Source organism: Bacillus pseudomycoides DSM 12442, from assembly GCF_000161455.1.
In the GTDB taxonomy this organism is placed as follows: domain Bacteria; phylum Bacillota; class Bacilli; order Bacillales; family Bacillaceae_G; genus Bacillus_A; species Bacillus_A pseudomycoides.
This window is the reverse complement of the sequence record NZ_CM000745.1, coordinates 331,777-358,378: the sequence shown is the minus strand read 5'-3', so window position 1 is coordinate 358,378 and position 26,602 is coordinate 331,777. Positions and strand designations below refer to the sequence as shown.

Genomic DNA, 26,602 nt, shown 5'->3' with positions numbered 1-26,602 from the left:
CGCATAATACATTGGCAGAAGTAGACGCCTAATCAGCTGTCTTGTGTTACTATGAAAAGAAGATTACGAAAAACATCATAGAATGCTTAAAATTTTTGTTTTATGTAACGGAAAAAGAAAGGCGGTGAGTCTGTTAATAAAAACATGAATAGGAAAATGTCTATGTTTTTAATAGCAGAAAACAATGAACAACTACAAATTAACAATTCAATATGACGGAGGCCGCTATAAAGGTTGGCAACGTCTTGGAAATAATGATAATACGATTCAAGGGAAAATCGAAAGTGTATTATCAGAAATGACCGGAAGAGAAATCGAAATTATTGGCTGCAGCAGAACAGATGCTGGTGTACATGCTCTTCACCAAGTAGCTAATTTTAAGATTGATGAGAATTTACCAGAACTTAAAGTTAAAAAGTATTTAAATCAATACTTACCAAACGATATTAGTATTACTGATGTAGAGTTAATCTCAGAACGCTTCCACGCTCGCTACAACTCAAAAGCGAAAACGTATTTATATAAAATTTGGAATGAGGAACATACAAATCCATTTATGCGTAAATACAGCATGCATGTTGGGAAAAAGTTAAATATTGAAAACATGCAAAAAGCAGCGCAATATTTAATTGGTTCACATGATTTTACTGCTTTTTCTAATGCTAAATCTAAAAAGAAATCTATGGTTCGTGAAATATATATGCTCGATGTCGTGGAAAGTGAAGGTTTCATCCAAATTAGAGTGAACGGAAATGGATTTCTTCACAATATGGTGAGAAAAATCGTTGGAGCATTAGTAGAAGTTGGATTAGGTCAGTTAGATGCTGAAGTGATCCCACAAATTTTAGAAGCGAAACAACGAAATCAAATTAATTGTCTTGCGGATGCGAGTGGATTGTATTTGGAGAAGGTTGATTTTTAGGGAAAAATAAAGACCGTCCTTTCGGAACGGCCTTTATTTTTTATGCTTATAGAACATTCTATGATTACGTATTTAGCCCATACTTTTTTAATCGATATTGCAAGTTTTGTCTACTTAATCCTAAGTATTTTGCGGCTTGCGAGATATTTCCATTATGTTCTTTAAGCATTTGAATAATATATTCTCTTTCCATTTCTTTTATTGTGTTCTTTAAAGTTTTCGATGTATGATCTAATTTATCTGTTTCCCATCTAGCTAGAGGAGGTTGAATAGGGGATTCGTTTTTTGTTAGCTCATAAAAACGAGCTGGGATATGGGATGTTGTAATAACGTCCTCATCTTCAATTAAGTTCATAGCCCCTTCAATTATGTGCTCTAATTCGCGTATATTGCCGGGCCAATCGTGTTTATAGAAGAAATTTATTACGCTGTCATCCACACCTTGTACTCGTAAACCAAACTGCATATTATATTTTTCAATAAAGCTATGAAGAAGCGGTAAGATGTCTTCTTTCCGCTGTCTTAAAGGTGGGAGAAATAAAGTAACGACGCTTAGTCTGTAATATAAATCTTTTCGCAGGCGATTATGCGTGATAGCTTCAATCGGATCTTCATTAATGGTAGCTATGATTCGAACGTCGACTTCTTTTTCTTGTGATCCGCCGATTCTTCGTATTGTTTTATCTTGTATTGCCCGCAATAATTTAGCCTGAAGTGCAGGGCTTAGCGAGTTAATTTCATCTAACAATAAAGTTCCACCATGTGCTTCTTCAAATAAGCCTGGTTTATCGATTGCGCCTGTAAACGCTCCTTTATTCGTACCGAATAATAAGCTTTCCATTAAAGTTTCAGGAATGGCAGCACAATTTTGTGAGATAAAAGGTTTTCCAGCACGTTGACTTTTATTATGAATACTTTGTGCAAATAGTTCTTTTCCAGTTCCTGTTTCTCCCACAATCAGTATAGAGGAAGAGGTACGCGTTACTTTTTTTGCTTCTGTAATAACCGATTGAATCGCGCCTGAATTACCTATTATATGATTGAAGGTAAATTTCGTATGATGCCCTCGAATCGCGCGCCCTTTACTCGTTTGCCTTAATGGAGGAAATTCTTTTACGATTTCAACAGCGCCCTTGATTTTTCCATTCTTCACTATAGGGAAGGTGTCATTAATCGTTGTAATCTCTTGCCCCCTATTATTAAAATAAGTCTGTTTTATATTTTTCTTTGCTTTTCCAAGTGTTAATGCCTCTATAAGAGTACTATTCTGGTTTTCTTCAAAAGCAAATACTTCTAAAAGATTTTTATATAGTACATCTTTATGATCCATCGATTCAATCGCCATCATTTTGCGGTTATAAATGATCGTCTTACCTTCTTCGTTAATCATATGAATGCCAATATCAATTTCATTCAGTAAAGTTTCATATAGCATATTCATTTTAACTAATTTTTTGAAATTGATTTCTTCTGTATACATGTTTCATCTTCTCCTTGTTATACCCTATGAAGACTGATTTTTCTTAATTTTAATAAAATTTTTGCGAGTATGCAAAAAAAATTTGCATGTTTAAGGTGAAAAATCTTTAAAAGAGAAGAAAGATATTGCGTGGAATTCAGATTTTTTCAGTACTATCTCTTAATCCTAAGTAAGAAATTAGGTTGGTATATATCTTGCATGAATAGTAGTTGAATCTTATAAATTTGGAGGTGGGGGAAAAGAGTTACATGCGCACTTAATAAGAAAGAGGGGTTTAAAAGATGAAAACAGTAATAGAAAACGTGTACAGCCCTTGCTATGGCAGAGTTGCAAAATTATTTATTAATGAAAGTTCCTACGTATATGAGTGGGAGAAATTAGCTTTAATTGAAACGATGGATGAACGGAAAGTAGAAGTTAAAGTGGGAATCAGCGGTTATGTGGAATTGCTAGAAGTAGAAGAAGGACAAGTTATCACGGAGAAAACATTATTAATAACAGTCAGGGATGATTTATTGATTACAGGAAGTGATTAATATAGTCCTTCTGGATGATGTACCGTTTTCTAAGGATCTTTTAAACAATTGTGGAAAATTATAAAAAATTTTAGTAGCAACTATTTATCGTATGATAGGTATTTCCTTGGATTGGGAGATTTTCTTTTGAAAAATCTCCCTCTTGTTACAATTCTATCGTAATCATGAGTATGCACTTTATTTTTTTATATTATTTTTTAAAGCGTTTACATTTCTGCTAGGGGGGCTCATATGGAAAAGCAAAATCAGGAGTTAAAGCGAGAGCTAAAAAGTCGACACATATTTATGATTGCACTTGGAGGGGTTATTGGCACAGGTCTTTTCTTAGGATCAGGTTATACAATTCATGAAGCAGGGCCAGGCGGTGCGATTGTAGCGTATCTTGTTGGGAGCTTTGTTATGTATTTAACGATGCTTTGTCTTGGAGAGTTAGCTGTTGCTATGCCGAATGCAGGATCTTATCAAATGTATGCTACAAAGTATATTTCGCCTGCGGTAGGTTATGTAGTTGGTTGGATGTCATGGTTAAACTGGGCTGCTACGATAGGGATTGAGTTGATTGCAGTAAGTATTTTAATGAAGCGCTGGTTTCCGCATGTACCATCTTGGATATGGTGCGTCGTGTTTGCAGTCCTTCTTTTTTCGATTAATGCATTATCCTCACGGAGTTTTGCAGAGGTTGAGTTTTGGATTGCCGGCATTAAAGTAATTACAATTATTGCATTTATTATTTTAGGCGGGGCAGCGATGTTTGGATTTTTACATATGAAAGGAAATGACGCAGCACCGATGCTTTCAAACTTTACTGATCACGGGGGACTGTTCCCGAATGGACTGAAAGCGATTCTAATTACCATGATTGCCGTTAATTTCTCCTTTCAGGGGACCGAGATTGTTGGGATTACGGCCGGTGAGAGTGAAAACCCGGAGAAAACCATTCCGAAAGCAATTAGAAATACAGCTTGGCGTATATTCATTTTCTTTATACTTTCTATGTTCATACTCGCTGGGTTATTCCCATGGGAAAAAGCGGGATTAGTAGAAAGTCCATTCGTAGTTGTATTTGATAAAATTGGGATTCCGTATGCCGCAGATATTATGAACTTTGTTATTATTACAGCGGTGTTATCGGTAGCAAATTCGGGCTTATATGCAACTTCTCGTATGCTTTGGTCTATGTCGAAGCAAGGGATGATTAGTCCAATTTTTGGGAAGTTATCTAAAAACGGTGTTCCTATTTATGCATTACTTACAAGTACAATTTTTGGTTGTCTTTCTTTATTATCTGGTATATATGCAGAGGATACAGTTTATTTATGGCTTCTTTCTATTGCAGGATTCGGTGGAATACTAGTCTGGGCATCGATTGGTTTATCAAATTTTCTTAGTAGAAGAATGTACGTAAAGCAAGGCGGGGATATTAAGGATTTGAAATTTAAAACGCCGTTGTATCCGTTTGTGCCGCTTCTTTGTTTCGGATTAAATATGACTGTAATTGTGGGCATGGCTTTTATTCCAGATCAACGTATGGCATTGTATTGTGGTGTTCCATTTATGATTGTTTGTTTACTGTTTTACCGTGTTACAAAAAATAAGAAAAAATCAATGGAACACATTGAAAAGAAGGACACAGTAGAAGTAAAAAGTTTATGATGGAATTTTAGGTTTGATTTTTATGTAGATGAGTAATAGTGTTATAAAAAAATCAACCGTAGGTACATAATCACAGCTTTATGTTATATGTAGAGAATGACAGGATATCATTAGTATTGAAATGAAAATCAAAAAAACGAGCTAATCTACCAGATAGCTCGTTTTTTATAAAATACATGTAGACTAAGAGGATTGATCTTTTTTGATTTGTAGTTTAACAGTCCAAAAAGCAGCAAGCATAATCGCTGCGATACAACCGCTAACTGTCCCGAGTAGCTGTGCATAAGGAAGGCTATTCATGTCGCTGTTGAGAAAAAACATCATGCATAGGATTGCAGGGAAAAGGTACAGATAATATAAGCGTTTCAGTCGTTTATCTTTTATCATCAACTTAGCCCCTTTTTATAAATTTATAATTAAATTATAACATAAAATTTCCCAATTCGTGTGGTGAAATTCTGATTTGTGAAAGAGTAAGAAAAGTTTCATCTTAAGTTATGGATAAAATGAAGAAGTTGAAGTTCAGCAGTTGATTGAGTTTACGAAAGTGATTACCGCTTTTATCTATGAATGGTGTCATACACAAAAATAAGAAAAAATTAAGGTTTTCCTAATAAAAGGATAAGATACATCATGTAATATGAAAAGTACCTGTCGTGTAATCGTACAAACTTTGATGTTTGTACGATTTTTTAGGATGGAACTATTTCAGAAGCTAGTCAAATTAGAATTCCGAAATAGTTCCATTTTTCTTGAGCAGCCTCTAAGTTTTCTTCTTTATATCAGCCAATTTCTCTTTTGCTAACTCAACTGCAATTGCATCATCCAAATAGCCAATTGGAAATATATAATCTGGAATAATGTCTGTTGATAAAACAAAGTACAGTAGGGCACTTCCAATGATAGCACGCTCATTGAGAGGAGTGGACTCTTTGCAAAATTGATGATACATATCTGTTAATTGCTCAATGAAAGGACCTGTACTATCAATTTGCTCTAGTTTTGTTGAGAAACTCTCATGAATGCGTCTCTGACCTTCTGTTGTTTGTGCATATCTTTCATAATTTTCAAGTTCCTGTTTCACACGAGTTGTTGTGTACTCATAATCAAATAAGTTGGAGGATTGTAATGTTTGTTGAATTGCATCAAGTGATGTGTACATATCTGTTTTTTCTTTTTTTGTATGAGGGGAATCTGTATAGATTGCATCATATAACACTTGCGGTGGAATTTGCAGACATTCTGCAAATTTTTGCAGGTGTTTTTGTTTTGCTTGTTGTTTACCATTTATAATTCTTGAAATTGTGGAAGGATCAATGTTTGTAAGTGTTCCTAATTGGCGCATAGATAAGGCACGTTCTTTTAATAATTTTTTTAATAAGGTACCAAGTTTATCATTTGGATTTTGAGTAGACATAGTTTTGGCACTCCTTTTTTTTCTAAGGTGTTGAAAAAATGTGGAGCTTTTTATTACAAGTATATGAAGCTGACAGGCACAGTTGCTCAACATTTGCATAATATGCAATGAAAAGTGAACAGAAGGAGTGAATGTTGATGAGTACAGCCAGTTTATTTTCAATTTTTTTGATTGGAATTGCTTCTAATTTAGATAATGCAGGTGTAGGTATTGCGTATGGGATTCGCAAGATTCGAATTTCTGGATTTAATAATTTTATCATCGCCTTTTTTGGTTTCTTGTTTGCTCTATTGGCTGGCTTTTTTGGAAGTTGGATTTCATTGTTTATTTCAGATTTTATCGCAAATTTAATTGGTGCACTTGTACTCGGGATAATTGGGGTATTTGTTTTATGTCAACCCTTACTTAGTAAGCAAGGGGAGGTATCAGAGAAAGATGGAAGCGTGATGGGAATATTACGTAATCCTGAGAATGCTGATTTTGATAGATCTAAAACAATCAGTTTTTCTGAAGCATTGGTATTAGGTGTTGCATTATCAATTAATAATCTTGCAGGGGGATTTGATGCGGGAGTAACCAACTTGAATCTTTGGTGGACTGCAATTATCTCAGGTACATTTAGTTTCATTTGTATTAGCGGTTTTTCCTATATAGGGAAGAGATTTTTAGCGGAATACTTAGGAAAATGGGCAACAATTATTGCGGGCATTTTACTAATTCTTATCGGAATCGATCAATTGATGTGAGAGCAGATTGGAAAACAATATTCGAATATTTCCTTGGAAATACAACAAAGTACTGCATATATCGACGTGTTTTTCTTCATACTAACATTGATTTCTTTTAAAGAAAGGGGGATGAGTATGGGACGTGGTAAAGCATTTGATCATAAGAAAAAAGGTCATGATCATCAGCCGCCTAAAGGAGCATTCATTCATAAGGATGTAAATGAGCATACGTTAGAAGAGGAAGAATTACCAGTTAATATTGAAACGTACAAAAATAGTTTAAAAAAACATTAAAGCACCTATATAGGTGCTTTTTTAGCGGATGTCCTCAATTAATTGCTGTGATTCTTCATACATGCCATATTCACCTAGAACTTGAATGCAACGCCATTTTAATTCCTCAATACTTGGTTCAAGTTCTTCGGGAAGGACATGATGAATGTCTTCAAGCCCCATTCCAAAATGAATAAGCTCTAGTACTTGATCATCAATATTTCGATCCATTAATAATTCCAATACTTCTAAATTGAATATGTATCGATAAGCCTCATCGGGGGAAACAACTTTTAATTTTAGGCTTTCTACAATACTGAGTATAAAAAGAAGGATGGTTTTTTCTAGGACAGGCTGTTCCTCCATTTGAAAAATAAGTTTCATTTCTTTTACACCTCCACCGTATAGCGTTAGGTTGTACTATATTATTCGGGAGGGGGGAACAAATATGCATAATAAAAAAAGTTATCCTATTTAAGTGGGGGCAGGATAACTTTTTTATTTGTTGGAATTTGAAATTGAATTATAGGTAATGAGGAAAACTGTCATTAAGAAACCTTTTTAAAAAATACTCCAACCTTCCTGAGCGGAGAGTAACTCTAATATTTTAAATCCAGCGATACTATTTCCATTTGCATCTAGAGCTGGTCCAAAAATACCGATTCCCATTTCGCCTTTTACGCAGCCAAAAATACCACCGGCTACCCCACTTTTTGCGGGAATACCAACGCGGATTGCAAATTCACCAGATTCGTTGTACATGCCACATGTTACCATAAATGTTTTGCAAATTTTTGTGATATGTCTTGGAATAATTTGTTTTTTCTTATATGGATCGTAGCCATCCATTGCGAAGATTAAACCAATACGTGCTAAATCAATACAGTTTACTTCAATAGCACATTGACGTGTGTATAAATCCATTAATTCCTCGATATTGCCATCAATGATGCCATTTTGCTTCATATAGTAGCAAAGAGAACGATTTAAGTAAGCAGTTTCTAGTTCAGAGATGGCTACTTTTGAAGAGTAGTTAATTGTAGGATTGTCTGTAATATCACGTACGAAGCGGAGAATTCGTTCCATCTTCTCTTCGTTACTATCTCCTGTAAGCATACTTGTAATAGCTAGCGCACCAGCGTTAATCATTGGATTAAGAGGTTTAGAAGGGCTAGTTGTTTCTAGCTTAATAATAGAATTGAATGGGTCACCAGTGGGCTCCATTCCAACTTTAGAGAATACATATTCTTCACCGCGATCTAGAAGAGCAAGAGCAAGTGTAATTACTTTTGAAATGCTTTGAAGGGTGAAGAGTGTTTGTGAGTTACCAGCATGGATATATTCTGTCTCTTTATGGTAGATAGCGATCCCTAAATCGTCTGGATTTGCATTTCCTAGTTCGGGGATATAAGTAGCAAGTTTACCTTTTTTTGTATATGGCTTTACTTGTTCTAACAGCTGTTGCAAGTTATTTATCTCGATGCACTGCATAATACCAACGCTCCTGTTCCTGTTTCACTAAGTTTACTGTTCCCTATAAACTTGGAAATAAATAATAACATGAAAAAGTGGAATGATAAAATGAAACTTCTATTTGAATAAAAATTGAAAACAATATAAACCCTTTTTTAGTTGGGAGAGAGGATCTGGCCATGCATAGAAGTGGTCAGATCTTCTTCCTGCCCCATGCCAAGTAAAACAAAGAGAGAAAACGAGGGCAGGTCACCTTTTGTTCTTCATAGCCGTGGCTTATATGTTGGAAAATCAAAATGGCTGTATAGTTGCCTTATCTTTCATTTTAGTCGGTAATAAAAGGAAAATCCCCCTTTTATATAACAGTTTGAAAATGGGGAATATATCCATAAAAAGTTCATAAATAAAAGCTACACATCTATACAACTATATGTTATTATGATTATGTAATAGAAAGCGTTTTCTAAGGTGCAATTATAATGATAACGATTTCATAAATTGAATAGGGGGAATTACAATGTTGCAGTTTCTACAACGTATTGGTAAAGCGTTAATGCTTCCAATCGCAGTGTTACCAGCAGCAGGATTATTGCTTCGTTTAGGTCAACCAGACGTATTTGATATTCCTGTTATGGCACAGGCCGGTGCAGCAATTTTTGATAACTTAGCACTTATTTTTGCAATTGGTGTTGCAATCGGTTTATCTGTTGATGGTAGTGGTGCCGCAGGTCTTGCAGGTGCGATTGGTTATCTAGTTATGAAGAATACAACTAATACTTTAAGTGTTAGTTATTCAACAGCAGAATTAAATGATAAATTAAAAAGTGTTCAAGACTTACTCGGTTCAGTTGATCCAAGTAAGTTAGCAGATACAATGACAAAAGTTTCAAAAGCATCGGCTTTAACACCGAAGATAAATATGGCTATACTTGGTGGTATTATTGCAGGGGTTGTCGCTGGCTTATTATATAACAAATTCCATAAGATTAAATTACCAGAATGGTTAGGATTCTTTGCAGGAAAACGATTCGTGCCAATTATTACTTCTGTTGTCATGCTTCTTTTAGGATTAGTATTCGGTCAAATTTGGCCAACAATTCAAAGCGGTATTGATGCAGTAGCACACGGTATTGTAAACTTAGATGCAATCGGAGCTGGTCTATTCGGTTTATTAAATCGTCTATTAATTCCAATTGGTTTACACCATGTAATGAACACATATTTCTGGTTTGTACTTGGTGATTTTACAAATGCAGCAGGCGATATTGTTCATGGTGATATCGCACGCTTCTTTGCGCAAGATCCATCAGCAGGTATGTTTATGACTGGGTTCTTCCCAATTATGATGTTCGGTTTACCAGCAGCATGTTTCGCAATGATTGCAGCTGCTAAACCAGAAAAACGTAAAATGGTTACAGGAATGTTAGCTGGTCTTGCTTTAACATCATTCTTAACTGGTATTACAGAACCAATTGAATTCTCATTCATGTTCTTATCTCCAGTATTATATGGTATTCATGCTGTATTAACAGGTATTTCGTTATTTGTAACAACAAAACTTGGTATTCACGATGGTTTCTCATTTAGTGCCGGTGCGATTGATTATTTCTTAAACTTAGGTATTGCAACAAAACCGTTATTATTAGCGGGAATTGGTTTGATTTATGCAGCAATTTACTTTGCGGTATTCTATTTCTTAATTAAGAAATTTAACTTAAAAACTCCAGGTCGTGAAGATGATGAGGAGTTAGTAGAAGAAGATGAAGATGAAGTACCAGTTGCAGGATCTATCGGTGAAACTTACGTAGCAGCATTAGGCGGAAAAGACAACTTAACCGTTATTGATAACTGTGCGACTCGTTTACGCCTACAAGTCAAAGATGCAAACTTAGTAAATGAGCCAGCATTAAAACGTGCAGGTGCAAAAGGTGTTATGAAATTAAGTAATACAAGCGTGCAGGTTATCGTAGGTACAAACGTTGAATCTGTAGCTGATGATATGAAAAAACATGTATAAATAATTGTAAAAGAGGATGTTCAAAAAGGTCGATAAAGTTGATCTTTTTGAGGGCATCCTCTTTTTTTATAGAAATATTATCGGGAATCTTACTTTTTGGAATTTTCTTTTTCTTTTTTTGTGCATATTTGTTGGTAATACGTTCGTCACATGATAAAGTAGGGATGGTATAAAACAAAACTTCCATTAGTTAGGAGAAATTAGAGGGTATCTTTTTTATGAATGGATTAAATTATTGGTAAATAAGGGGAAAAAAAGAACCATGAATGAAGAAAAGGATAGTGTCAGTGTGAAAGCTCGTCGACCGGTTACATACATAAAAAGAACGGTCATTCTCATTGTATTGTTTTCGCTTGTATATTTTGCGTTTACAAAAATTACTCCACATAATAAGAAAGAGAATGCGTTAAAAGCAACTAAGGAAGTAAAGAAAGAAACGGTACAAAAACAAGCAGAACAACCTCCGGAAGTGCCACAGCAAGCTAATAAGGAAGTGGAACAACCTGTCCAAGGACCACCACAAGAAATTAACGAGAATGCCCAATTAGATGAGTATTTAAAGAGCAAAAATTTTAGTGGAACAGCAGTTGTTGTGAAAAATGGAAAAGTACTTTTGAATAAAGGGTACGGGCTGGCAAATCAGGCGAAAAAAATACTAAATAATTCAGAAACAACATTTTATATTGGCTCAATTTCAAAGGCATTCGTAGCGACAGCGATTATGCAGTTAAAAGATCAAAATAAACTTCAAACAGAGGATACAATAGCGAAATATATTCCTAGTTTTCCAAGAGGTAGCGAAGTTAAATTAGTTCATCTATTGACACATACATCTGGAATTCCTGAATATGAGGCAGGAGCAGATGATATTTCTCATGAGGAATTGTTGAAGCGAATTGGACAACAAAAACGTTTATTTAATCCAGGTGAAAAATGGAAGTATTCGGATTCCAATTATTCAATACTTGGTTACATTGTTGAGAAAGTTAGTGGACAACCATTAGAAGAATATATTAAACAACATATTTTTGATGTTGTAGGCATGAAAAATTCGGGTTTTGGTACTGAATTAGAGAAAACAAAGTATCCTTCTACTGGTTACAAGATTGTAAATAATAATATGACAGTACCTGCTATCCCGAGCATGTCACAATTATATGGAAATGGCGACATATATACGAGTGCAAATGATTTATACTTATTTAACGAAGCGCTATTTTCTGGGAAGCTAATATCCAAAGAAAGCTACAATCAAATGTTTACAGCATTTAAAAAAGATTATGGATTTGGATGGTATGTAAATCCGGGAAGTTACTCTAATCACGGTGTAATGCCGGGATGGAATTGTTTAAATGGATTTAGTAGAAGTGGTAATGCGTATGTTATTTTATTATCTAATATTCAAAATAACATTAAATCATTTGGTACGGTTAATAATGATATTTATACGATGTTGCAGCATATTGAAGTGTAAGAGACTATCTTTTGAGGTAGTCTTTTTTTCATGTAAGTTGAGAATTGATGTAAAAGAAGACGGCATTCCACTAGAAGCAGTTCAATATTTTTCAGCAAGTGGTGGGTCACTTGTTTCGATATCGGTATCTGAACATGCGGATTTTGAAAAAGCGGTATACTATGCGGTAACAACAATTATAACCTTTAAAAATTAGAAGACATCGTAGTAGGATGCCTCTTTTATTGGAAAAGTATAAGAGTTGACAATTAAACTTCGTTGTAACTATAATTGTTTCAACTCGATCGTAAAGGGGAAATTAATCATGACGTTAAAAATAAAAGTCTATTCGGATTACGTTTGTCCATTTTGTTTTTTAGGTGAAAAGCCACTGCAAGAAGCAATTCAAGGAAAAGATGTAGAAGTAGAATGGATGCCGTTTGAATTACGACCATATCCAGCGGAGCGAATTGATCCATGGAATGAGCCAGATAAATTAGGGATGTTTCAAAGCACAATTATGCCATGGGCAGAGCAAATGGGTGTTGATATGAAACTGCCCCGACTTTCACCGCATCCATATACACATACAGCTTTTGAAGGATATCAATTTGCGAAAGAACATGGAAAAGGAAATGAGTATCAGCACCGTGTATTCACAGCATTTTTCCAAGAAGAACGAAATATCGGCGAAATTGAAGTGCTAGTAGAAATTGCTGGAGAAGTCGGATTGAATCAAGAAGCATTTCGAGCTGCTTTAGAAAATCACACATATAAAGCAGCTCATGAAAAAGCAGTACATCATGCATATTATGAACAGGGCGTACAAGCTGTACCAACATTTATTATTGGTAATAGCGTTGTCCAAGGTGTCCGAGATAAAAAAACGTTAGAAGCAGTGATTGAACAAGAATTGAAAAAAGAAACTACAACTTTGTCAGAAGGAATGACATGTAACATAGATGGCTGTGAGTGATAAAAATAGCTGTTGGGAGTGTCCCAACAGCTATTTTTATTTTAAATAAGTTCTGCCATTTCTCTATGTTCAAGCTTATATGTAGCAAAAACCAAAAGAGGAGGTATTAGAAATTAAGTATGCAATTCCCCCGCAGTATTTGCCCGTCCCAAGTAAAAGACGTTCTGGATTACAAATGGATCAAGTTACATTTGTTGTTGCTCATGATACCGGAAATCCAAATGCAACAGCTGCTCAAAATATATGGAGAAGAAAATGATTTATCCCGCATTAACGGACAGTAACACTCCCACCTCAAAATTCAGCGAAAGCAAAGAAGTTAGGTGGGAGATGAACTGTCCGTAAAAGCCCGATTGGTGAGGGCTAATAATCAGTGGAGGATGGAGAAAACCCTCACTGATTAAAGTTTCACTTTATATTGTGTGGGGACGAACGAATGGATTAGTGCAAATTCGAAATATGTAAAATATATTTCCAATTAATCATGAAAAGAAGTGTACCAAACAGGTACACTTCTTTCTATTCTGTTCTAAAGAAACTATAACAGAATAGGAGGTAAGGGTATTACAGTTTAAAATGGGTATGACCCTTTATACTACAGAATAGGATTCGTTCATAAGAATACCAAAAAAATACAATTAAGGAAAGAGTTAATTTAAAAGAGTTTTAAATGAAGTTAACACTATGTGTATAGTGGTTTGTTCAATATTTCACAAACGTGTCACAACTATCTCATTCACTTTTTCAAAAAAAGTAGTATTCTAAATGTGTAAGCTGTTATATAAAAAATCTTAGTCCTGTACTAATCAAAAAATGGAGGAGATTAGGATGACTCAAGTATTAGAAAATGTAAAAAATGCATGGACAAACTTTAAAGGTGAAAAGTGGAAAGCAGAGATTGATGTCCGCGACTTCATTTTAAATAATGTAAACATTTATGAAGGTGACGAAGCCTTCTTAGCGGGAGCAACAGAAGCAACGAAACAACTTTGGGATCAAGTAATGGAGTTAACAACACAAGAACGTGAAAATGGTGGCGTTCTTGATATGGATACAAGCATTGTTTCTTCTATTACATCTCACGGTCCTGGATATTTAAATAAAGATATTGAAAAAGTAGTTGGTTTCCAAACTGACAAGCCATTTAAGCGTTCATTACAACCTTATGGTGGTATTCGTATGGCAGAACAAGCTTGTGAAGCTTATGGATACGAAATGGATAAAGAACTTAGTCGTATTTTCAGAGATTGGCGCAAAACGCATAACCAAGGTGTATTTGATGCTTATACTCCAGAAATGAGATTAGCTCGTAAATCAGGTGTTATTACAGGTCTTCCAGATGCATATGGTCGAGGACGTATTATTGGTGACTATCGCCGCGTGGCATTATACGGTGTTGATCGTTTAATCGAAGCGAAAAAAGAAGACTTAAATTTAACCGGCGGTGTAATGAGCGAAGATACAATGCGTTTACGTGAAGAGTTATCCGAGCAAATGCGTGCACTTCAAGAGTTAAAACAAATGGCTGCTTCTCATGGTTTTGATATTTCTAAACCAGCAACAAATGCACAAGAAGCATTCCAATGGTTATACTTCGCTTACCTTGCAGCGATTAAAGAACAAAACGGGGCAGCAATGAGCCTTGGACGTACTTCTACATTCTTAGATATCTTCATCGAAAGAGATATTGAAAATGGTACATTAACTGAAGAAGCGGCACAAGAAATTGTCGATCATTTCATTATGAAATTACGTCTTGTGAAATTTGCGAGAACACCTGATTATAATGAATTATTCTCTGGTGACCCAACTTGGGTAACAGAATCTATCGGTGGTATTGCACTTGATGGTCGTCCATTAGTAACGAAAAACTCATTCCGTTTCTTGCACACATTAGATAACTTAGGACCAGCTCCAGAGCCAAACTTAACAGTTCTTTGGTCTAAACAATTACCACAGAACTTTAAAAACTACTGTGCGAAAATGTCTATTAAAACATCTGCAATTCAATATGAAAATGATGACATTATGCGCCCAGAGTATGGCGATGATTACGGTATTGCTTGTTGTGTGTCTGCAATGAGAATAGGTAAGCAAATGCAGTTCTTCGGAGCTCGTGCAAACTTAGCTAAGACACTATTATATGCAATTAATGGCGGTAAAGATGAAAAATCAAAAGAACAAATTGGACCTGAATTTGCACCTATCACTTCTGAAGTATTAAATTACGAAGAAGTTATGCGCAAATTCGATATGACAATGGAATGGTTAGCTGGTTTATATTTAAACACATTAAATGTTATCCATTATATGCACGATAAATATAGCTATGAACGTATTGAAATGGCACTTCATGATACAAATGTTCTTCGTACAATGGCAACGGGTATCGCTGGCTTATCTGTAGTAGCTGATTCTTTAAGTGCAATTAAATATGCGAAAGTAAAACCAATTCGTGATGAAAATGGCATTGCAGTTGACTTTGAAATTGAAGGTGATTTCCCTAAATACGGTAACAACGATGACCGTGTAGATGAAATTGCAGTAAACCTTGTGAAAACATTTATGAACAAGCTTCGTAAACATAAAACATACCGTAACTCTGTTCATACAATGTCAATCTTAACTATTACATCTAACGTTGTATATGGTAAGAAAACTGGTAACACTCCAGACGGTCGTCGTACTGGTGAGCCATTTGCACCAGGTGCAAACCCTATGCATGGACGTGATACAAAAGGTGCACTAGCGTCACTATTATCTGTTGCAAAATTACCTTATGAAGATGCGCAAGATGGTATTTCTAATACATTCTCAATTATTCCAAAAGCACTTGGTAAAGAAGATGATGTACAAGTTAAAAACTTAGTATCTATGCTTGATGGATATGCAGTGAAAGAAGGACATCACTTAAACATTAACGTATTTAACCGTGAAACATTAATGGATGCAATGGAACATCCTGAAAAATATCCACAATTAACAATTCGTGTATCTGGTTACGCAGTTAACTTCATTAAATTAACTCGTGAACAACAAATCGATGTAATTAACCGTACAATGCATGAAAGTATGTAAGTAAAAAGTTTCCCTCTGTTGTAATAAAAGCAGAGGGAGGCTGTTTCAATAAAGGAGGAAGTTAACATGGTAAAAGGAAGAATTCATTCTGTAGAGTCTTGTGGTACTGTTGATGGCCCAGGAATTCGTTATGTCATATTTACACAGGGGTGTCTATTACGCTGCCAATATTGTCATAATGCTGATACGTGGGAAATCGGTAAAGGAAAAGAAATAACAGTTGAAGAAGTGATGCAGGATGTTACATGTTACCTTCCTTTTATTGAAGCTTCCGGTGGTGGCATTACTGTGAGCGGTGGGGAACCATTACTGCAGTTAGACTTTTTAATTGAGCTATTTAAGAAATGCAAAGAAATTGGAATTCATACAACAATCGATTCTTCTGGAGGCTGCTATTCTGAAGAGCCAGAGTTCCAAAGAAAATTAAATATTTTAATGGACTATACAGATTTAGTATTATTAGATTTAAAACATATCGATCCTAAAAAGCACCGTAAATTAACTGGTAAAACGAATGAACACATTCTACAATTTGCTCGTTATTTATCTGATAAACAAAAACCAATTTGGGTAAGACACGTATTAGTTCCAGGTGTTACTGATAGTGAAGAAGATTTGCAGAGATTATCTAGCTTCATTCAAAGTCTTTCTAATGTAAAGAAAGTTGAAGTCTTACCATATCACAAGCTTGGTGTATATAAATGGGAAGCACTTGGACATAAGTATCCTCTTGAAGGGGTAGAACCTCCAACAGAAAAAAATGTTCAAAAGGCAAAAAATATTTTACAAGCAGTCTAATCCATTTGGATTAGACTTTTTGCTTTCTTTTAATAAAATCTAGAGTATATCTATAGAAAAGAGTATACTGAAAGTGGAATATCCATATTTTTGTAAAGAAATAAGAGGATAAATTTACATAATTGTAAAGGGAAAACCAAATAGTAACAAGAATTAAGAAGTAGCAGGGTGAGTATCATGGAATATGATCATTTGTAAGTTATTGCGAAAGCTCTGATAGGAAAGTATAATGTAAAGATATGAGCACAGATAGGATTAAGGGGTCAATCTTATATGCTTTGCATATCCACGACAGGTACATAGCTAACATGAAAGTGTTGGAATCCAAACATGTAATTTTTTTTAGGAAAATGTTTTTCCTATTGTCGTATATGCAATATGGGAAAGCGAAAAAGCTAGGAGTGGATTTGTTTGATAAAAAACCCCAAGGTTTTAATATTAACTGCACATTACGGTAACGGTCATGTGCAAGTAGCAAAAACATTAGCACAAACATTTCGTCAAAAAGGAATTGAGGATGTGATTGTGTGTGACCTATTTGGAGAGTCACATCCAGTCATAACGGATATTACAAAATATTTATACTTGAAAAGTTATACAATAGGTAAAGAGCTATATCGCTTATTTTATTATGGTGTAGAAAAGATTTACGATAAGAAAATTGCATCGTGGTATGCGAATTTTGGGAGAAAACGCTTAAAAGCATTATTACATGCAGAAAAACCAGACATTGTTATTAATACATTTCCAATTATTGCAGTACCGGAATTGAAAAAACAAACAGGTTTCTCAATTCCTGTTTATAATGTGTTAACAGATTTTTGTTTACACAAAATATGGATTCATCGTGAAGTAGATCGTTATTTTGTAGCGACAGATCATGTGAAAAAAGTAATGGTTGAAATTGGTGTACCTTCAGAGCAAATTGTAGAAACTGGGATTCCAATTCGTAAAAACTTTGAATTAACTATTAACCCGGAAATCCTATATAGTAAATATCACTTATCTCGTGAGAAAAAGATTTTACTTATTGTAGCAGGTGCCCATGGTGTATTAGGAAATGTAAAAGAATTATGTCAATCATTTATGACAGTTCCTAATCTTCAAATAGCTGTTGTCTGTGGGAAAAATGAAGCCTTAAAACAAGAGTTATTAGGGCTTAAGGAACAAAAGCCTGAGGCATTAACAGTATTTGGTTATGTAGAGAATATCGATGAGTTATTCCGTATTACCTCTTGTATGATTACAAAGCCAGGGGGCATTACATTAAGCGAAGCGGCAGCTTTACAAGTACCTGTCATTTTATATAAACCAGTACCGGGACAAGAAAATGAAAATGCAATATATTTTGAAAAAAAAGGAGCTGCACTTGTAATTCGTGAAGATGAGGACATTTTTGCGAAAACAAAGGCACTATTAGAAGATGATAGGAAGCTCTTACAAATGAAAGAAGCGATGGGAAGTATCTATCGTCCAGAGCCAGCTTGCCACATTGTAGATGCAATTTTAGAAGAGAACCATGTGCAATCTAATCATATGCCGATTAAGTCGCCAGCTCTTGCTCAATCTTTTACGTAATATGAAACCCTCTTTGTATTTGGAAAGAGGGTTTCTTTGTTGTTTTGTAGGAATTCAGTATAAAAGTTAAAGTTAGTCACAAGGTATAACTGCCCTAGCCAAAACAGTTCCCCTCGATAAAGTTGTATGTTTTTATATATTCGTTATATGTTATCCACAAGAGAATGCGGTTTCAATAGACGGTAAAGTCGGAATATTAACAACGATATCCACATTGTCCACAATTTTCAGAAAAAATATCCACAAAATAAACATGATATTTGTGATTAAGTTTATAATAATCCAAAAGAATTGATAAATTTATACACAATTCTATTAATTTTGTGGATAAAGTTTTCCACAAAAAATACCCCTTATAATATAAGGGGTAAATCTTTACTTTGTCATCCAAAAAGTAAAGGGTAGGAGAGGGTAAAAAAATTACCTCAAGTTTCACTTTATCCCACTATTTGTGGGCAGTAAAATTTCATCTCAAATTTTGACGAAAGCAAAGAAGTTAAGTGATCAAGTGCCCGTAAAAGCCCGATTGGTGAGGGCTGATAATCAGTGAAGGATAAAGCACCCATTGATTAAAATTTCACTTTATAATTATACACCTTTAGGGCGATATCCCGCTGCACGATCTGCTCTTCGAAACTCTCGTTGATAAAGAACCTCTTGTGTACTATTTAATGTATTTCTTGCTTTTTCACGTTTCTTTCTATCCATTACAGATCACCTCGTGTCATAAAGTTATTATCTATCATTTCCAATGACATAAAGAGGTATACACAATAAACAAGTATATTCATTTTATCCCGCTATTCGCGGGCAGTAAGGCCCTCACAAAATAGGTGGGGGATAAGTTCCCCACTGATTAAAGTTTCACTTTATAATTAGTGACATACTACGCTTCTTTTAAATGATGAGTATCTTGGAATGTAGTATCACGCATTGTAGAAAGAGTATATTGATCTTTTGGAATTTCATATAAGTTATATACTTCTTCGATTGCGTTAATTTGATCATAAACAGCTTTTCTAGTTTCGTTTGCTAGGTTTACATATGGTAGTTTTTCAGCTGCTTTCATCGAACGAATATTTACTTTGCGAATACGCATAAAGATTATTTCAATATCTAACTCATAGAAAAGCTCGCTGAAAAAAGCATCTTTTGCTAATTTATTATACCCCTGGCCATGATACGGTTTTCCAAGCCATGTACCAAGAAAACCAGCTTTTTCTTGCACATCAAATAAAGTAATCGTGCCGATAGGGGTTCCCCATTCATCTAAAATTGTGCGTGAAATTAATTCACCACGCTCTTCTGCTTCTATTGTTTGCTTTGTTAAAAATAAAAACTCTTCGTATGAATAAGCTTTTTGACGCACAAAAGGGAAGACAGCAGGATCCACCATTAAATCATATAGAACGTGGCTGTCGTGTAAGTCGCGTTTTTTTAACATACTAACTCCTCCTCATATGAGGGTAGCATGACGAAAAAACACCCCACCCTCGAAATTTTTATATCAACCTTTAAAAAATTTCGGGGTGGGAATCGAACCCACTAGAACCAGTCTATAACGCTGGTGGCGCACCATTTGCCTTCCCCATTCATCAATTTGAAATGAAAAATCACGACACAAATTGATTATGGTTTCATTCAGTTTATAATCGTATAATACTTTATCTAGTCAAAAAAATAAACTAGTTTTTTTTATTTTTTTTGTAAATTATTTTTCCATCAATCATAGTTAGTACGGGCTTGGCTAAGTAATGAAATGGGTGATGTGTCCATAATACAAGATCGGCATCTTTTCCAACTTCAATACTTCCAATTCTTTTCTCTAAACGTAAGTTTCGAGCGGGAATGATTGTAACTCCTTCTAATGCAATTTTTTCATCTAATCCTTCCCTGACAGCGATGGCTGCACAAACATTTAAATATTGAATGGGAGTATAGGGATGATCTGTTGTAATCGAAACTTCTATCCCATGCTTTGATAAAGTATGGTAAGTATCCCATGATTTATTTTTTAGTTCAATTTTTGATCGGCGTGTTAATGTCGGACCAACAGATATTTTTAAATTTTGATTGGCAAGTTCTTTTACAATAAAATGTCCTTCTGTGCAGTGTTCAATACGTAAATCAAGATTGAATTCTTTTGCAAAGCGAAGAGAGGAAAGAATGTCATCTGCCCGATGAGCATGAATACGTACTGGAATTTCTCGGTGCAAAGCTTTTAGAATAGGGAGCATTCGAAAATCTGCTTCGTTTCCATAATGTTGTGCTTCGTAAAAAGATTCACGAAGCAATCCCATAATCCCCATACGAGTAATCGATTCTTTTGTGCCATTACTATGAACTCGTTTTGGATTTTCTCCAAATGCAATTTTTAATCCAGCAGGTTCTTGAATAATCATATGATCGATACAAGTTCCGGCAGTTTTAATCACACATGTTGTCCCGCCAATAATATTTTGACTTCCAGGCATAACGTGGGCAGTTGTAACCCCATTTTGAACCGCATCTTGAAAAGCAATATCAAAAGGATGGATACCATCTAAAGAACGAATATGTGGTGTTAATACTTCAGATGTTTCATTGGCATCATTTCCAGCCCATCCAGTCCCTTCATCGTATAAGCCGAGATGAGTATGCACATCGATAAATCCTGGTAAAAGGTGAAGGGCTCTTGCATCAATAACAGTCATATCTTGAGTGGGCTCAATATGTGGTTTTATCGCAGCGATTTGATTGTGTTTAACCAATACATCTCCTTGAAATTTGGAAGAAGTAATGGGATATACAATGGCCTGCTTAAATAGCGTTTTCATAGATACCTCATTTCCATTGGCTAATAACCTTTAAATTAGTAAATAGAACAATTTTAATGGGTTTATTTCAGAAGTACTACAGTGTATGCAATATAATATTTTGTAATGCAGGGTTTAATGTAGGAAAAGAATATTGGTATCCGTGCTGTATTGCTTTGTTAGGCAATACATGTTGTCCTTGTAGCACAAGCATACTCATTTCTCCAAGTAAAGCATGTAGTGCAAATGCTGGAACGGGAAGCCAATGTGGGCGATGCATGATAAATGAAAGTGTCTTTCCAAACTCTTTCATTGTTGTAGGATTTGGTGCTGTAATGTTAAGAGGGCCTTCTATTTCTTTTGTGTCTATTGCAAAATCAATCATGCGGATGACATCATCTAGATGAATCCAAGACAGCCACTGATTACCTGAACCGATTGTGCCACCAATAAATAATTTGTAGGGAAGCAACATTTTAGGAAGGGCACCACCCTCTTTTCCTAAAACAATTCCAAAGCGTGTATAGACGGTTCGAATTCCGAGAGAAGTTGCATGAGAGGCGGCTTCTTCCCATAGTTTTACTGTAGTTGCTAAAAAGTCACTGCCATGTTCTTTGTTCTGTTCTGTAAAAATTTTTGTTTCAGATGTACCGTAATAGCCAATTGCGCTAGCGTTAATAAAAGTATGGGGCTTATTTGGTGATGTTTGTAATTGTTTGATGAGACTATTTGTTGTATGAAGACGACTCGTTATAATGTTTTCTTTCTGCTTCTTTGTCCATCGACCGTTATTAATAGATTCTCCAGCTAGATTAACAACAACATCGATAGAGGTGAGAGGGAATTTAGGTGAGCATTTATCCCATTGGACGTAGTGAATGTTAGAGTTGAAAGGTGTCTCTTTTTTTTCTCGGGTAAGAATGTAAATGGTGTACCCTTTTAGGCTTAAAAAAGTAGCTAATGCTTTACCGATAAAACCAGTGCCCCCAGAAATTGCAATTTTCAACTGAACTTCCTCCTCATTATATATATTCATGAAAAGCAAAATTGTTCTGCAACTATGTTAAAATAGTAGCGGGGTGAAGAATATGGCTGTCATTACAAAAATAGAAGTACAAAAACGAACGAAAGAACGATTTAATATTTATATTGATAAAGGACAAGGTGAAGAATACGGATTTAGTGTGAATCAAGTAACCTTAATCAAGCACGGTTTGCAAAAGGGTTTAGAAATCGATGAAGTAGAGTTAGCAAATATTTTATACAATGAAGAAGTACAAAAAGCATATTTGCAAGCAATTTCTTATTTATCCTATCAAATGCGGACGAAACAGGAAGTAGAAGAATACTTACGAAAAAAAGAAATTGGACAAGCCGTCATCTCTGAAGTTATTTCGAAATTATTACATGATCACTATATTAATGATAAAGAGTATGCCATTTCGTATGTGCGAACGCATAGTAACGTGAACCAAAAAGGACCGACAATTATTAGACGGGAACTTTTTAGTAAAGGTGTCCAAGATATAATTATTACTCATAGTTTACAAGAGTATCCGAAAGAGAAGCAAATTGAAAATGCCTTTGAGCTTGTAGAAAAAAAGAAAAAGTCCTATCAAAAGCATTCTTTTTTACAAATGAAACAAAAGCTAGAAGAAATGTTAGTCCGTAAAGGATATAATCGAGATGTAATTCAAATTTGTCTAGAAGAATTAAAAGAGGAAAAGGATGATACGCAGCAACAAGCTGCATTGTTATATCATGGAAGTAAGTATCATGAGAAGCATAAAAAGCATGATGGATGGACATATGAAAATAAGATGAAACAAGCGTTATATCGAAAAGGATTTTCTATTGATGAGATAGAGATATTTTTACAAATGAAACGTGAAGAGGGATGAGAGAATATGATGAATATGCCAAAACGTTATAGTGATATGACACCACATGAGTTAAGAGAGGAAATTGGCATTTTAAAAGAACAGGCTGTGAAAGCAGAGCAGCTTGGTATAGTAAATGAGTTTGACGTATTAATGAGAAAAATGGCAATGGCTCGTGCTTATATGACAGATATAAACGCATTTCAGATTGGTGAAACGTATGAACTTATAGAAGAACCGGGTGTCTTCTTTACGATTACGTATTTCAATGGAGTATTTGCTTGGGGACATAAACAAAATGAGACAGAGGAAATTGGTATTCCTATTTCGCTATTACAAGAGAAATAAAAAACCAGAGAGCCTTGGCTGCTCTGGTTTTCATTTTTCGTAGTTGTTAAAGGAGATAGGCAATTAAATTTGGCGTTTTCTCATCTCATTCGCCAAAATAATGAGAGACTGGTTTTGCTGCGTCTGTCCATTTACTTGCGCTTTTGCATGTTTCGGACGTGCCCAGGTAGGGTTGAATAATTCAGAACGACGATCTAAATGATTACGGTAGCTCATCTTTATCACCTCATGTAGGAAGTTAATTGCAATAACTCTTTAGAACGGACTATTGTTTTTACTCTTCCTGATGATTTGCGGCACGCATACGTTCCTGTGGGTGCGTGTTAATTGTGCCGTTAGGTCTTTTCGAAGCAAAACGAGCTTTTGCTTTCGTTGGACCATCGATTTTGCTGTTGTTTTTTGATTCAGACCAAAATTCGGCTTGTCTACCCAAGAAGAACGCCCCCTCATTATTAAATGATACTTACTAAGAAGTATCATTAATAGAATGTGCAAAATAGAGAAAATTATGCTTGAACATAAAATGAAACTTCTGCTGGCGATGGAAGAAGTTCATGAATGCGTGTATCCTTTTGTTCATTTATAATTTTGATGTGGTAATGAGGTTTGGAAATAAAGTACGAAATTAATAAAAGGAGAAATAAATAATGAATGATAAGTATGAAGTATTAACAAAAGAATTACTTGAAAAAAATAGCTTTCTGTCTTATTCTCAGGCTCGTGCATGGATTGAGTTATTATGGGAGGACTTCCAAGTAACGTATGCAAAGTCTGGTCGTTATCAAGGTGAAGAAATGACGGAACAAATTGTAAGAACATGGATTAATAACCATGGTGAACGCCTTCATGAAATCCGCACGAATAATCCGAAATATAGTCATTTAATTAATCAAGATGATCATTTAAAGCATTAAAAAAAGCGACCGAAGTTGGTCGCTTTTTTTAATGCGGAATCAATTCCAATTTTTTACGAAGCTTTTCTTCACTAAAAATCCATCCAGTATAGGAACTAATAATATTTAAATTTTGATCCAGTTGGACAATTGCAACGAATGGGTAATAGTCTTTACTACGGTACCGTAAATCGATAAAACGCACTTCATAATAGTTGTCGTAATCAAAAATATCCCAGCGGTATACGGGTGAAAAAGATAAAAAAGCAGAAATGTTTTCATCTTTTTGTGCAGCTCGCATAATTTTATTATCTGGAAGTGGAATACGATCAAATTGATCATGCACCATAATATGGCCGCGGTGCCAACGCGCAACATAATAGTGTTTTTTTGTTACAATAGCTAAATGATAGTGATAAAAGCGATAAGAAGGAGAAATAATGACTTCCTCTACATCTTCAAATCGTTTGTAAACTACACTTTTTACATTTTGTCTCATTACAATTCGACCGACATAGTAGACAAACATTAATATATATGCAGCTAAAGCAGTATATCCTTTATGGGAGCCAACAACCATACAAGCGATAGCGAGTATATGGATAAAGAAAATAACAGCATCAAATGTATTAATTACACCTAATGCAACCCACCTTTTTGTAAAAGGCCTCAACGCTTGTGTACCATAGGCGTTAAAAATATCAACAAACACGTGAAGAAAGACGGCGATAAATGACCAAAGTAGTAGATGAAAATAGGGAGCTTCTGTAAAGAAGGCAAAGGAAATTCCGCTTATAAGGAAAGACCAGAGAATAACAGCAGGAATGGAATGAGTAACCCCGCGATGGTTTCGTATATATTTTGCATTATTACGTAATTTTAAGACGGTATCAATATCAGGAATATTGGAGCCAGCGATCGTTGCAAGCATAACAGCTTGTGGTCCGAAATCACTCTGGCTAATGGCTGGATCTAACGTTGCTAAACCACCTAATGTGACGCCCATAACAAGGTGAGTGGCCGTGTCCATGAAAATACACCTCCGTTTTTTATTAATGTAACTCTTTTTATTCGATATCTCAAGGCATTTGCCTTCTATTTCCTATATCATCTTACTTAAATTTTTTCCTAAAATCTTTATAATAGTACGTATATGCAAAAAATGAGGGGGATCAAGTTTGGCACTTGAAATATTAGATGATTTTAACATAGAGAAGTTTCAACATGATTTAATTAGTTGGTTTGAAAAAGAACAGCGTGATTTACCTTGGCGTAAAAATAAAGATCCGTATCGCGTTTGGGTTTCTGAAATTATGTTGCAGCAAACAAGAGTGGAAGCTGTAAAACCATATTACGCAAATTTCATGGGAAAGTTCCCAACGTTAGAAGCGTTGGCATCGGCAGATGATGAAGAGGTATTAAAAGCATGGGAAGGCCTCGGTTATTATTCTAGAGCGCGGAATTTACATGCAGCGGTGAAGGAAGTAAAAGAAGTATATGGTGGGAAAGTACCAAGTGATGTGAAAAAAATTGAAAAATTAAAAGGTGTTGGTCCATACACAAAAGGTGCAATTTTAAGTATTGCATACGGTATACCAGAGCCAGCTGTAGATGGAAATGTAATGCGTGTTTTATCCCGTATATTATCGGTTTGGGATGATATTGCGAAACCTAAGACGCGAAAAGTATTTGAAGAGATTGTACGTGAAATCATTTCAAAGGAAAATCCATCTTATTTTAATCAAGGCTTAATGGAGCTAGGTGCGCTCATTTGTATTCCGAAAAATCCAGCTTGTTTACTTTGTCCAGTTCGGGAACACTGTCGTGGTTATGCAGAAGGTGTACAGAAAGAGTTACCAGTCAAAAGTAAGGCGAAAGCTCCTAAAATGGTGCCACTTGTTGCGGGTGTGCTGCAAACAGAAGATGGAAATTATGTAATTAACAAAAGACCGAGTACAGGATTACTTGCAAATATGTGGGAATTCCCAAATGTTGAAATTAGCGAAGGGATTCGAAATCAGAAACAACAGCTTACTGATTATATGAAAGAGAACTTTTCCATTTCTATTTCTATCGATGAGTATGCAATGAATGTGCAACATACTTTTACTCATCGGACATGGGATGTATTTGTATTTTATGGGAAGGTAACAAGTGCTATTAAAGAAACAGATACATTAAAAGTTGTATCTAAAGAAGAATTTGAAAAATTACCTTTTTCTAAATCGCATCGTATGATTTATGAAGAATGTGTTAAAAAACTTCAGCCTTAATGGTTGAAGTTTTTTCGACATAAACATAATA

The 26,602-nt window shown here is 35.1% G+C and carries 27 protein-coding genes and 1 pseudogene; 16 read left to right on the top strand and 12 right to left on the bottom strand.

Going from position 1 to position 26,602, the window contains the following annotated elements; genetic code table 11:
- Nucleotides 1-184: 184 nt before the first annotated feature.
- Nucleotides 185-922: a tRNA pseudouridine(38-40) synthase TruA gene (gene truA, locus BPMYX0001_RS01840; RefSeq protein ID WP_006093342.1), complete on the top strand. Its 738-nt coding sequence runs from the start codon at nt 185-187 to the stop codon at nt 920-922.
- 64 nt (nt 923-986) lie between these two features.
- Here the strand turns inward: truA and BPMYX0001_RS01835 are convergent, their stop codons facing one another.
- Nucleotides 987-2,402 (bottom strand): sigma-54 interaction domain-containing protein, encoded by a 1,416-nt coding sequence (locus BPMYX0001_RS01835; protein ID WP_006093340.1) that lies wholly within the window; start codon nt 2,400-2,402, stop codon nt 987-989.
- A 281-nt stretch (nt 2,403-2,683) separates the two neighbouring features.
- Between BPMYX0001_RS01835 and BPMYX0001_RS01830 the strand changes: the two genes are divergently transcribed.
- Both BPMYX0001_RS01830 and BPMYX0001_RS01825 read left to right on the top strand, forming a co-directional pair.
- Nucleotides 2,684-2,938, top strand: a complete 255-nt coding sequence (locus tag BPMYX0001_RS01830) for a biotin/lipoyl attachment domain-containing protein (RefSeq protein ID WP_006093339.1) — start codon at nt 2,684-2,686, stop codon at nt 2,936-2,938.
- A gap of 231 nt (nt 2,939-3,169) precedes the next feature.
- Nucleotides 3,170-4,591, top strand: coding sequence for an amino acid permease (locus BPMYX0001_RS01825; RefSeq protein WP_006093337.1), 1,422 nt, complete (start codon nt 3,170-3,172; stop codon nt 4,589-4,591).
- A 183-nt stretch (nt 4,592-4,774) separates the two neighbouring features.
- Here the strand turns inward: BPMYX0001_RS01825 and BPMYX0001_RS01820 are convergent, their stop codons facing one another.
- Nucleotides 4,775-4,978, bottom strand: coding sequence for a hypothetical protein (locus BPMYX0001_RS01820; RefSeq protein ID WP_018767239.1), 204 nt, complete (start codon nt 4,976-4,978; stop codon nt 4,775-4,777).
- Nucleotides 4,979-5,354: 376 nt separating this feature from the next.
- Nucleotides 5,355-6,008 carry a DUF1232 domain-containing protein gene (locus tag BPMYX0001_RS01815; protein WP_003194865.1) on the bottom strand — a complete coding sequence of 218 codons (654 nt, stop codon included), beginning with the start codon at nt 6,006-6,008 and terminating at the stop codon, nt 5,355-5,357.
- Nucleotides 6,009-6,145: 137 nt separating this feature from the next.
- Here BPMYX0001_RS01815 and ytaF point away from each other — a divergent pair, with 137 nt between their 5' ends.
- A complete protein-coding gene (ytaF, locus tag BPMYX0001_RS01810; RefSeq protein WP_033798586.1) occupies nt 6,146-6,754 on the top strand; it encodes a sporulation membrane protein YtaF in 609 nt (202 codons plus the stop codon).
- 117 nt (nt 6,755-6,871) lie between these two features.
- Entirely contained in the window at nt 6,872-7,030 is a 159-nt protein-coding gene (locus tag BPMYX0001_RS32900; RefSeq protein ID WP_000532411.1) for a hypothetical protein, read from the top strand.
- A 21-nt stretch (nt 7,031-7,051) separates the two neighbouring features.
- On the opposite strand, the gene BPMYX0001_RS01805 is transcribed toward BPMYX0001_RS32900, so the two are convergent.
- A complete protein-coding gene (locus tag BPMYX0001_RS01805) occupies nt 7,052-7,393 on the bottom strand; it encodes a DUF3969 family protein (RefSeq protein ID WP_003194872.1) in 342 nt (113 codons plus the stop codon).
- Nucleotides 7,394-7,570: 177 nt separating this feature from the next.
- Nucleotides 7,571-8,500: a glutaminase A gene (glsA, locus tag BPMYX0001_RS01800; RefSeq protein WP_006093333.1), complete on the bottom strand. Its 930-nt coding sequence runs from the start codon at nt 8,498-8,500 to the stop codon at nt 7,571-7,573.
- A gap of 499 nt (nt 8,501-8,999) precedes the next feature.
- On the opposite strand from glsA, the gene nagE reads away from it, so the two are divergent.
- The 7 genes and pseudogenes from nagE (at nt 9,000) to BPMYX0001_RS01770 (ending at nt 18,382) form a co-directional block, all read left to right on the top strand.
- Nucleotides 9,000-10,499, top strand: coding sequence for an N-acetylglucosamine-specific PTS transporter subunit IIBC (gene nagE / locus BPMYX0001_RS01795; protein ID WP_006093332.1), 1,500 nt, complete (start codon nt 9,000-9,002; stop codon nt 10,497-10,499).
- 262 nt (nt 10,500-10,761) lie between these two features.
- On the top strand, nt 10,762-11,973 hold the full coding sequence (locus BPMYX0001_RS01790) for a serine hydrolase domain-containing protein (RefSeq protein WP_006093330.1): 1,212 nt from the start codon (nt 10,762-10,764) through the stop codon (nt 11,971-11,973).
- 43 nt (nt 11,974-12,016) lie between these two features.
- Nucleotides 12,017-12,169 (top strand): annotated as a pseudogene (locus BPMYX0001_RS32190) (sugar ABC transporter ATP-binding protein); the annotation flags it as partial.
- 108 nt (nt 12,170-12,277) lie between these two features.
- A complete protein-coding gene (locus BPMYX0001_RS01785) occupies nt 12,278-12,928 on the top strand; it encodes a DsbA family oxidoreductase (protein ID WP_006093329.1) in 651 nt (216 codons plus the stop codon).
- A gap of 828 nt (nt 12,929-13,756) precedes the next feature.
- Nucleotides 13,757-16,006 (top strand): formate C-acetyltransferase, encoded by a 2,250-nt coding sequence (gene pflB, locus BPMYX0001_RS01780; RefSeq protein WP_018782719.1) that lies wholly within the window; start codon nt 13,757-13,759, stop codon nt 16,004-16,006.
- A 66-nt stretch (nt 16,007-16,072) separates the two neighbouring features.
- Nucleotides 16,073-16,804, top strand: coding sequence for a pyruvate formate-lyase-activating protein (pflA, locus tag BPMYX0001_RS01775; RefSeq protein WP_003194887.1), 732 nt, complete (start codon nt 16,073-16,075; stop codon nt 16,802-16,804).
- Nucleotides 16,805-17,215: 411 nt separating this feature from the next.
- On the top strand, nt 17,216-18,382 hold the full coding sequence (locus tag BPMYX0001_RS01770; RefSeq protein WP_018767243.1) for a diglucosyl diacylglycerol synthase: 1,167 nt from the start codon (nt 17,216-17,218) through the stop codon (nt 18,380-18,382).
- A 588-nt stretch (nt 18,383-18,970) separates the two neighbouring features.
- Here the strand turns inward: BPMYX0001_RS01770 and BPMYX0001_RS30060 are convergent.
- The 4 genes from BPMYX0001_RS30060 to BPMYX0001_RS01755 form a co-directional block, all read right to left on the bottom strand.
- Complete coding sequence (locus tag BPMYX0001_RS30060) at nt 18,971-19,090, bottom strand: YfhE family protein (protein ID WP_003194890.1); 120 nt, start codon at nt 19,088-19,090, stop codon at nt 18,971-18,973.
- Nucleotides 19,091-19,268: 178 nt separating this feature from the next.
- Nucleotides 19,269-19,826 carry a GNAT family N-acetyltransferase gene (locus BPMYX0001_RS01765; RefSeq protein ID WP_006093322.1) on the bottom strand — a complete coding sequence of 186 codons (558 nt, stop codon included), beginning with the start codon at nt 19,824-19,826 and terminating at the stop codon, nt 19,269-19,271.
- 241 nt (nt 19,827-20,067) lie between these two features.
- The gene (locus tag BPMYX0001_RS01760) at nt 20,068-21,198 is read right to left on the bottom strand and encodes an amidohydrolase (protein WP_003194894.1); all 1,131 of its coding nucleotides are present in this window, start codon (nt 21,196-21,198) and stop codon (nt 20,068-20,070) included.
- Nucleotides 21,199-21,274: 76 nt separating this feature from the next.
- Nucleotides 21,275-22,213: a TIGR01777 family oxidoreductase gene (locus tag BPMYX0001_RS01755; protein ID WP_006093321.1), complete on the bottom strand. Its 939-nt coding sequence runs from the start codon at nt 22,211-22,213 to the stop codon at nt 21,275-21,277.
- Nucleotides 22,214-22,265: 52 nt separating this feature from the next.
- Between BPMYX0001_RS01755 and recX the strand changes: the two genes are divergently transcribed.
- Together recX and BPMYX0001_RS01745 are read left to right on the top strand one after the other, a co-directional pair.
- A complete protein-coding gene (gene recX, locus BPMYX0001_RS01750; RefSeq protein ID WP_006093319.1) occupies nt 22,266-23,078 on the top strand; it encodes a recombination regulator RecX in 813 nt (270 codons plus the stop codon).
- Between the two features lie 9 nt (nt 23,079-23,087).
- The gene (locus tag BPMYX0001_RS01745; protein WP_033796965.1) at nt 23,088-23,405 is read left to right on the top strand and encodes a YfhH family protein; all 318 of its coding nucleotides are present in this window, start codon (nt 23,088-23,090) and stop codon (nt 23,403-23,405) included.
- A 63-nt stretch (nt 23,406-23,468) separates the two neighbouring features.
- Here BPMYX0001_RS01745 and BPMYX0001_RS30055 read toward each other — a convergent pair whose 3' ends face one another.
- Nucleotides 23,469-23,621, bottom strand: a complete 153-nt coding sequence (locus BPMYX0001_RS30055; protein ID WP_003194901.1) for a YpzG family protein — start codon at nt 23,619-23,621, stop codon at nt 23,469-23,471.
- Nucleotides 23,622-23,679: 58 nt separating this feature from the next.
- Nucleotides 23,680-23,838 (bottom strand): small, acid-soluble spore protein K, encoded by a 159-nt coding sequence (locus BPMYX0001_RS01740; RefSeq protein ID WP_018767248.1) that lies wholly within the window; start codon nt 23,836-23,838, stop codon nt 23,680-23,682.
- A 214-nt stretch (nt 23,839-24,052) separates the two neighbouring features.
- Here BPMYX0001_RS01740 and BPMYX0001_RS01735 point away from each other — a divergent pair, with 214 nt between their 5' ends.
- Entirely contained in the window at nt 24,053-24,319 is a 267-nt protein-coding gene (locus BPMYX0001_RS01735; RefSeq protein ID WP_003194903.1) for a YfhJ family protein, read from the top strand.
- A gap of 28 nt (nt 24,320-24,347) precedes the next feature.
- On the opposite strand, the gene BPMYX0001_RS01730 is transcribed toward BPMYX0001_RS01735, so the two are convergent.
- Entirely contained in the window at nt 24,348-25,328 is a 981-nt protein-coding gene (locus BPMYX0001_RS01730) for a metal-dependent hydrolase (RefSeq protein ID WP_033798584.1), read from the bottom strand.
- A gap of 148 nt (nt 25,329-25,476) precedes the next feature.
- Between BPMYX0001_RS01730 and mutY the strand changes: the two genes are divergently transcribed.
- On the top strand, nt 25,477-26,571 hold the full coding sequence (gene mutY / locus BPMYX0001_RS01725) for an A/G-specific adenine glycosylase (RefSeq protein ID WP_006093315.1): 1,095 nt from the start codon (nt 25,477-25,479) through the stop codon (nt 26,569-26,571).
- The last annotated feature ends 31 nt before the right edge of the window (nt 26,572-26,602 follow it).

What these genes read in the sequence shown, in the direction of transcription:
- BPMYX0001_RS01765 (WP_006093322.1), bottom strand. Translation starts at nt 19,826, where the DNA reads ATGTTAAAAAAACGCGACTTACACGACAGCCACGTTCTATATGATTTA.
- BPMYX0001_RS01745 (WP_033796965.1), top strand. Translation starts at nt 23,088, where the DNA reads ATGAATATGCCAAAACGTTATAGTGATATGACACCACATGAGTTAAGA.
- BPMYX0001_RS01790 (WP_006093330.1), top strand. Translation starts at nt 10,762, where the DNA reads ATGAATGAAGAAAAGGATAGTGTCAGTGTGAAAGCTCGTCGACCGGTT.
- BPMYX0001_RS01730 (WP_033798584.1), bottom strand. Translation starts at nt 25,328, where the DNA reads ATGGACACGGCCACTCACCTTGTTATGGGCGTCACATTAGGTGGTTTA.
- BPMYX0001_RS01760 (WP_003194894.1), bottom strand. Translation starts at nt 21,198, where the DNA reads ATGAAAACGCTATTTAAGCAGGCCATTGTATATCCCATTACTTCTTCC.
- nagE (WP_006093332.1), top strand. Translation starts at nt 9,000, where the DNA reads ATGTTGCAGTTTCTACAACGTATTGGTAAAGCGTTAATGCTTCCAATC.
- BPMYX0001_RS01785 (WP_006093329.1), top strand. Translation starts at nt 12,278, where the DNA reads ATGACGTTAAAAATAAAAGTCTATTCGGATTACGTTTGTCCATTTTGT.
- BPMYX0001_RS01820 (WP_018767239.1), bottom strand. Translation starts at nt 4,978, where the DNA reads ATGATAAAAGATAAACGACTGAAACGCTTATATTATCTGTACCTTTTC.
- pflA (WP_003194887.1), top strand. Translation starts at nt 16,073, where the DNA reads ATGGTAAAAGGAAGAATTCATTCTGTAGAGTCTTGTGGTACTGTTGAT.
- BPMYX0001_RS01755 (WP_006093321.1), bottom strand. Translation starts at nt 22,213, where the DNA reads ATGAATATATATAATGAGGAGGAAGTTCAGTTGAAAATTGCAATTTCT.
- BPMYX0001_RS01805 (WP_003194872.1), bottom strand. Translation starts at nt 7,393, where the DNA reads ATGAAACTTATTTTTCAAATGGAGGAACAGCCTGTCCTAGAAAAAACC.
- BPMYX0001_RS01830 (WP_006093339.1), top strand. Translation starts at nt 2,684, where the DNA reads ATGAAAACAGTAATAGAAAACGTGTACAGCCCTTGCTATGGCAGAGTT.
- BPMYX0001_RS01825 (WP_006093337.1), top strand. Translation starts at nt 3,170, where the DNA reads ATGGAAAAGCAAAATCAGGAGTTAAAGCGAGAGCTAAAAAGTCGACAC.
- recX (WP_006093319.1), top strand. Translation starts at nt 22,266, where the DNA reads ATGGCTGTCATTACAAAAATAGAAGTACAAAAACGAACGAAAGAACGA.
- BPMYX0001_RS30060 (WP_003194890.1), bottom strand. Translation starts at nt 19,090, where the DNA reads ATGGATAGAAAGAAACGTGAAAAAGCAAGAAATACATTAAATAGTACA.
- BPMYX0001_RS01735 (WP_003194903.1), top strand. Translation starts at nt 24,053, where the DNA reads ATGAATGATAAGTATGAAGTATTAACAAAAGAATTACTTGAAAAAAAT.
- ytaF (WP_033798586.1), top strand. Translation starts at nt 6,146, where the DNA reads ATGAGTACAGCCAGTTTATTTTCAATTTTTTTGATTGGAATTGCTTCT.
- glsA (WP_006093333.1), bottom strand. Translation starts at nt 8,500, where the DNA reads ATGCAGTGCATCGAGATAAATAACTTGCAACAGCTGTTAGAACAAGTA.
- truA (WP_006093342.1), top strand. Translation starts at nt 185, where the DNA reads ATGAACAACTACAAATTAACAATTCAATATGACGGAGGCCGCTATAAA.
- pflB (WP_018782719.1), top strand. Translation starts at nt 13,757, where the DNA reads ATGACTCAAGTATTAGAAAATGTAAAAAATGCATGGACAAACTTTAAA.
- BPMYX0001_RS32900 (WP_000532411.1), top strand. Translation starts at nt 6,872, where the DNA reads ATGGGACGTGGTAAAGCATTTGATCATAAGAAAAAAGGTCATGATCAT.
- BPMYX0001_RS01835 (WP_006093340.1), bottom strand. Translation starts at nt 2,402, where the DNA reads ATGTATACAGAAGAAATCAATTTCAAAAAATTAGTTAAAATGAATATG.
- BPMYX0001_RS30055 (WP_003194901.1), bottom strand. Translation starts at nt 23,621, where the DNA reads ATGAGCTACCGTAATCATTTAGATCGTCGTTCTGAATTATTCAACCCT.
- BPMYX0001_RS01815 (WP_003194865.1), bottom strand. Translation starts at nt 6,008, where the DNA reads ATGTCTACTCAAAATCCAAATGATAAACTTGGTACCTTATTAAAAAAA.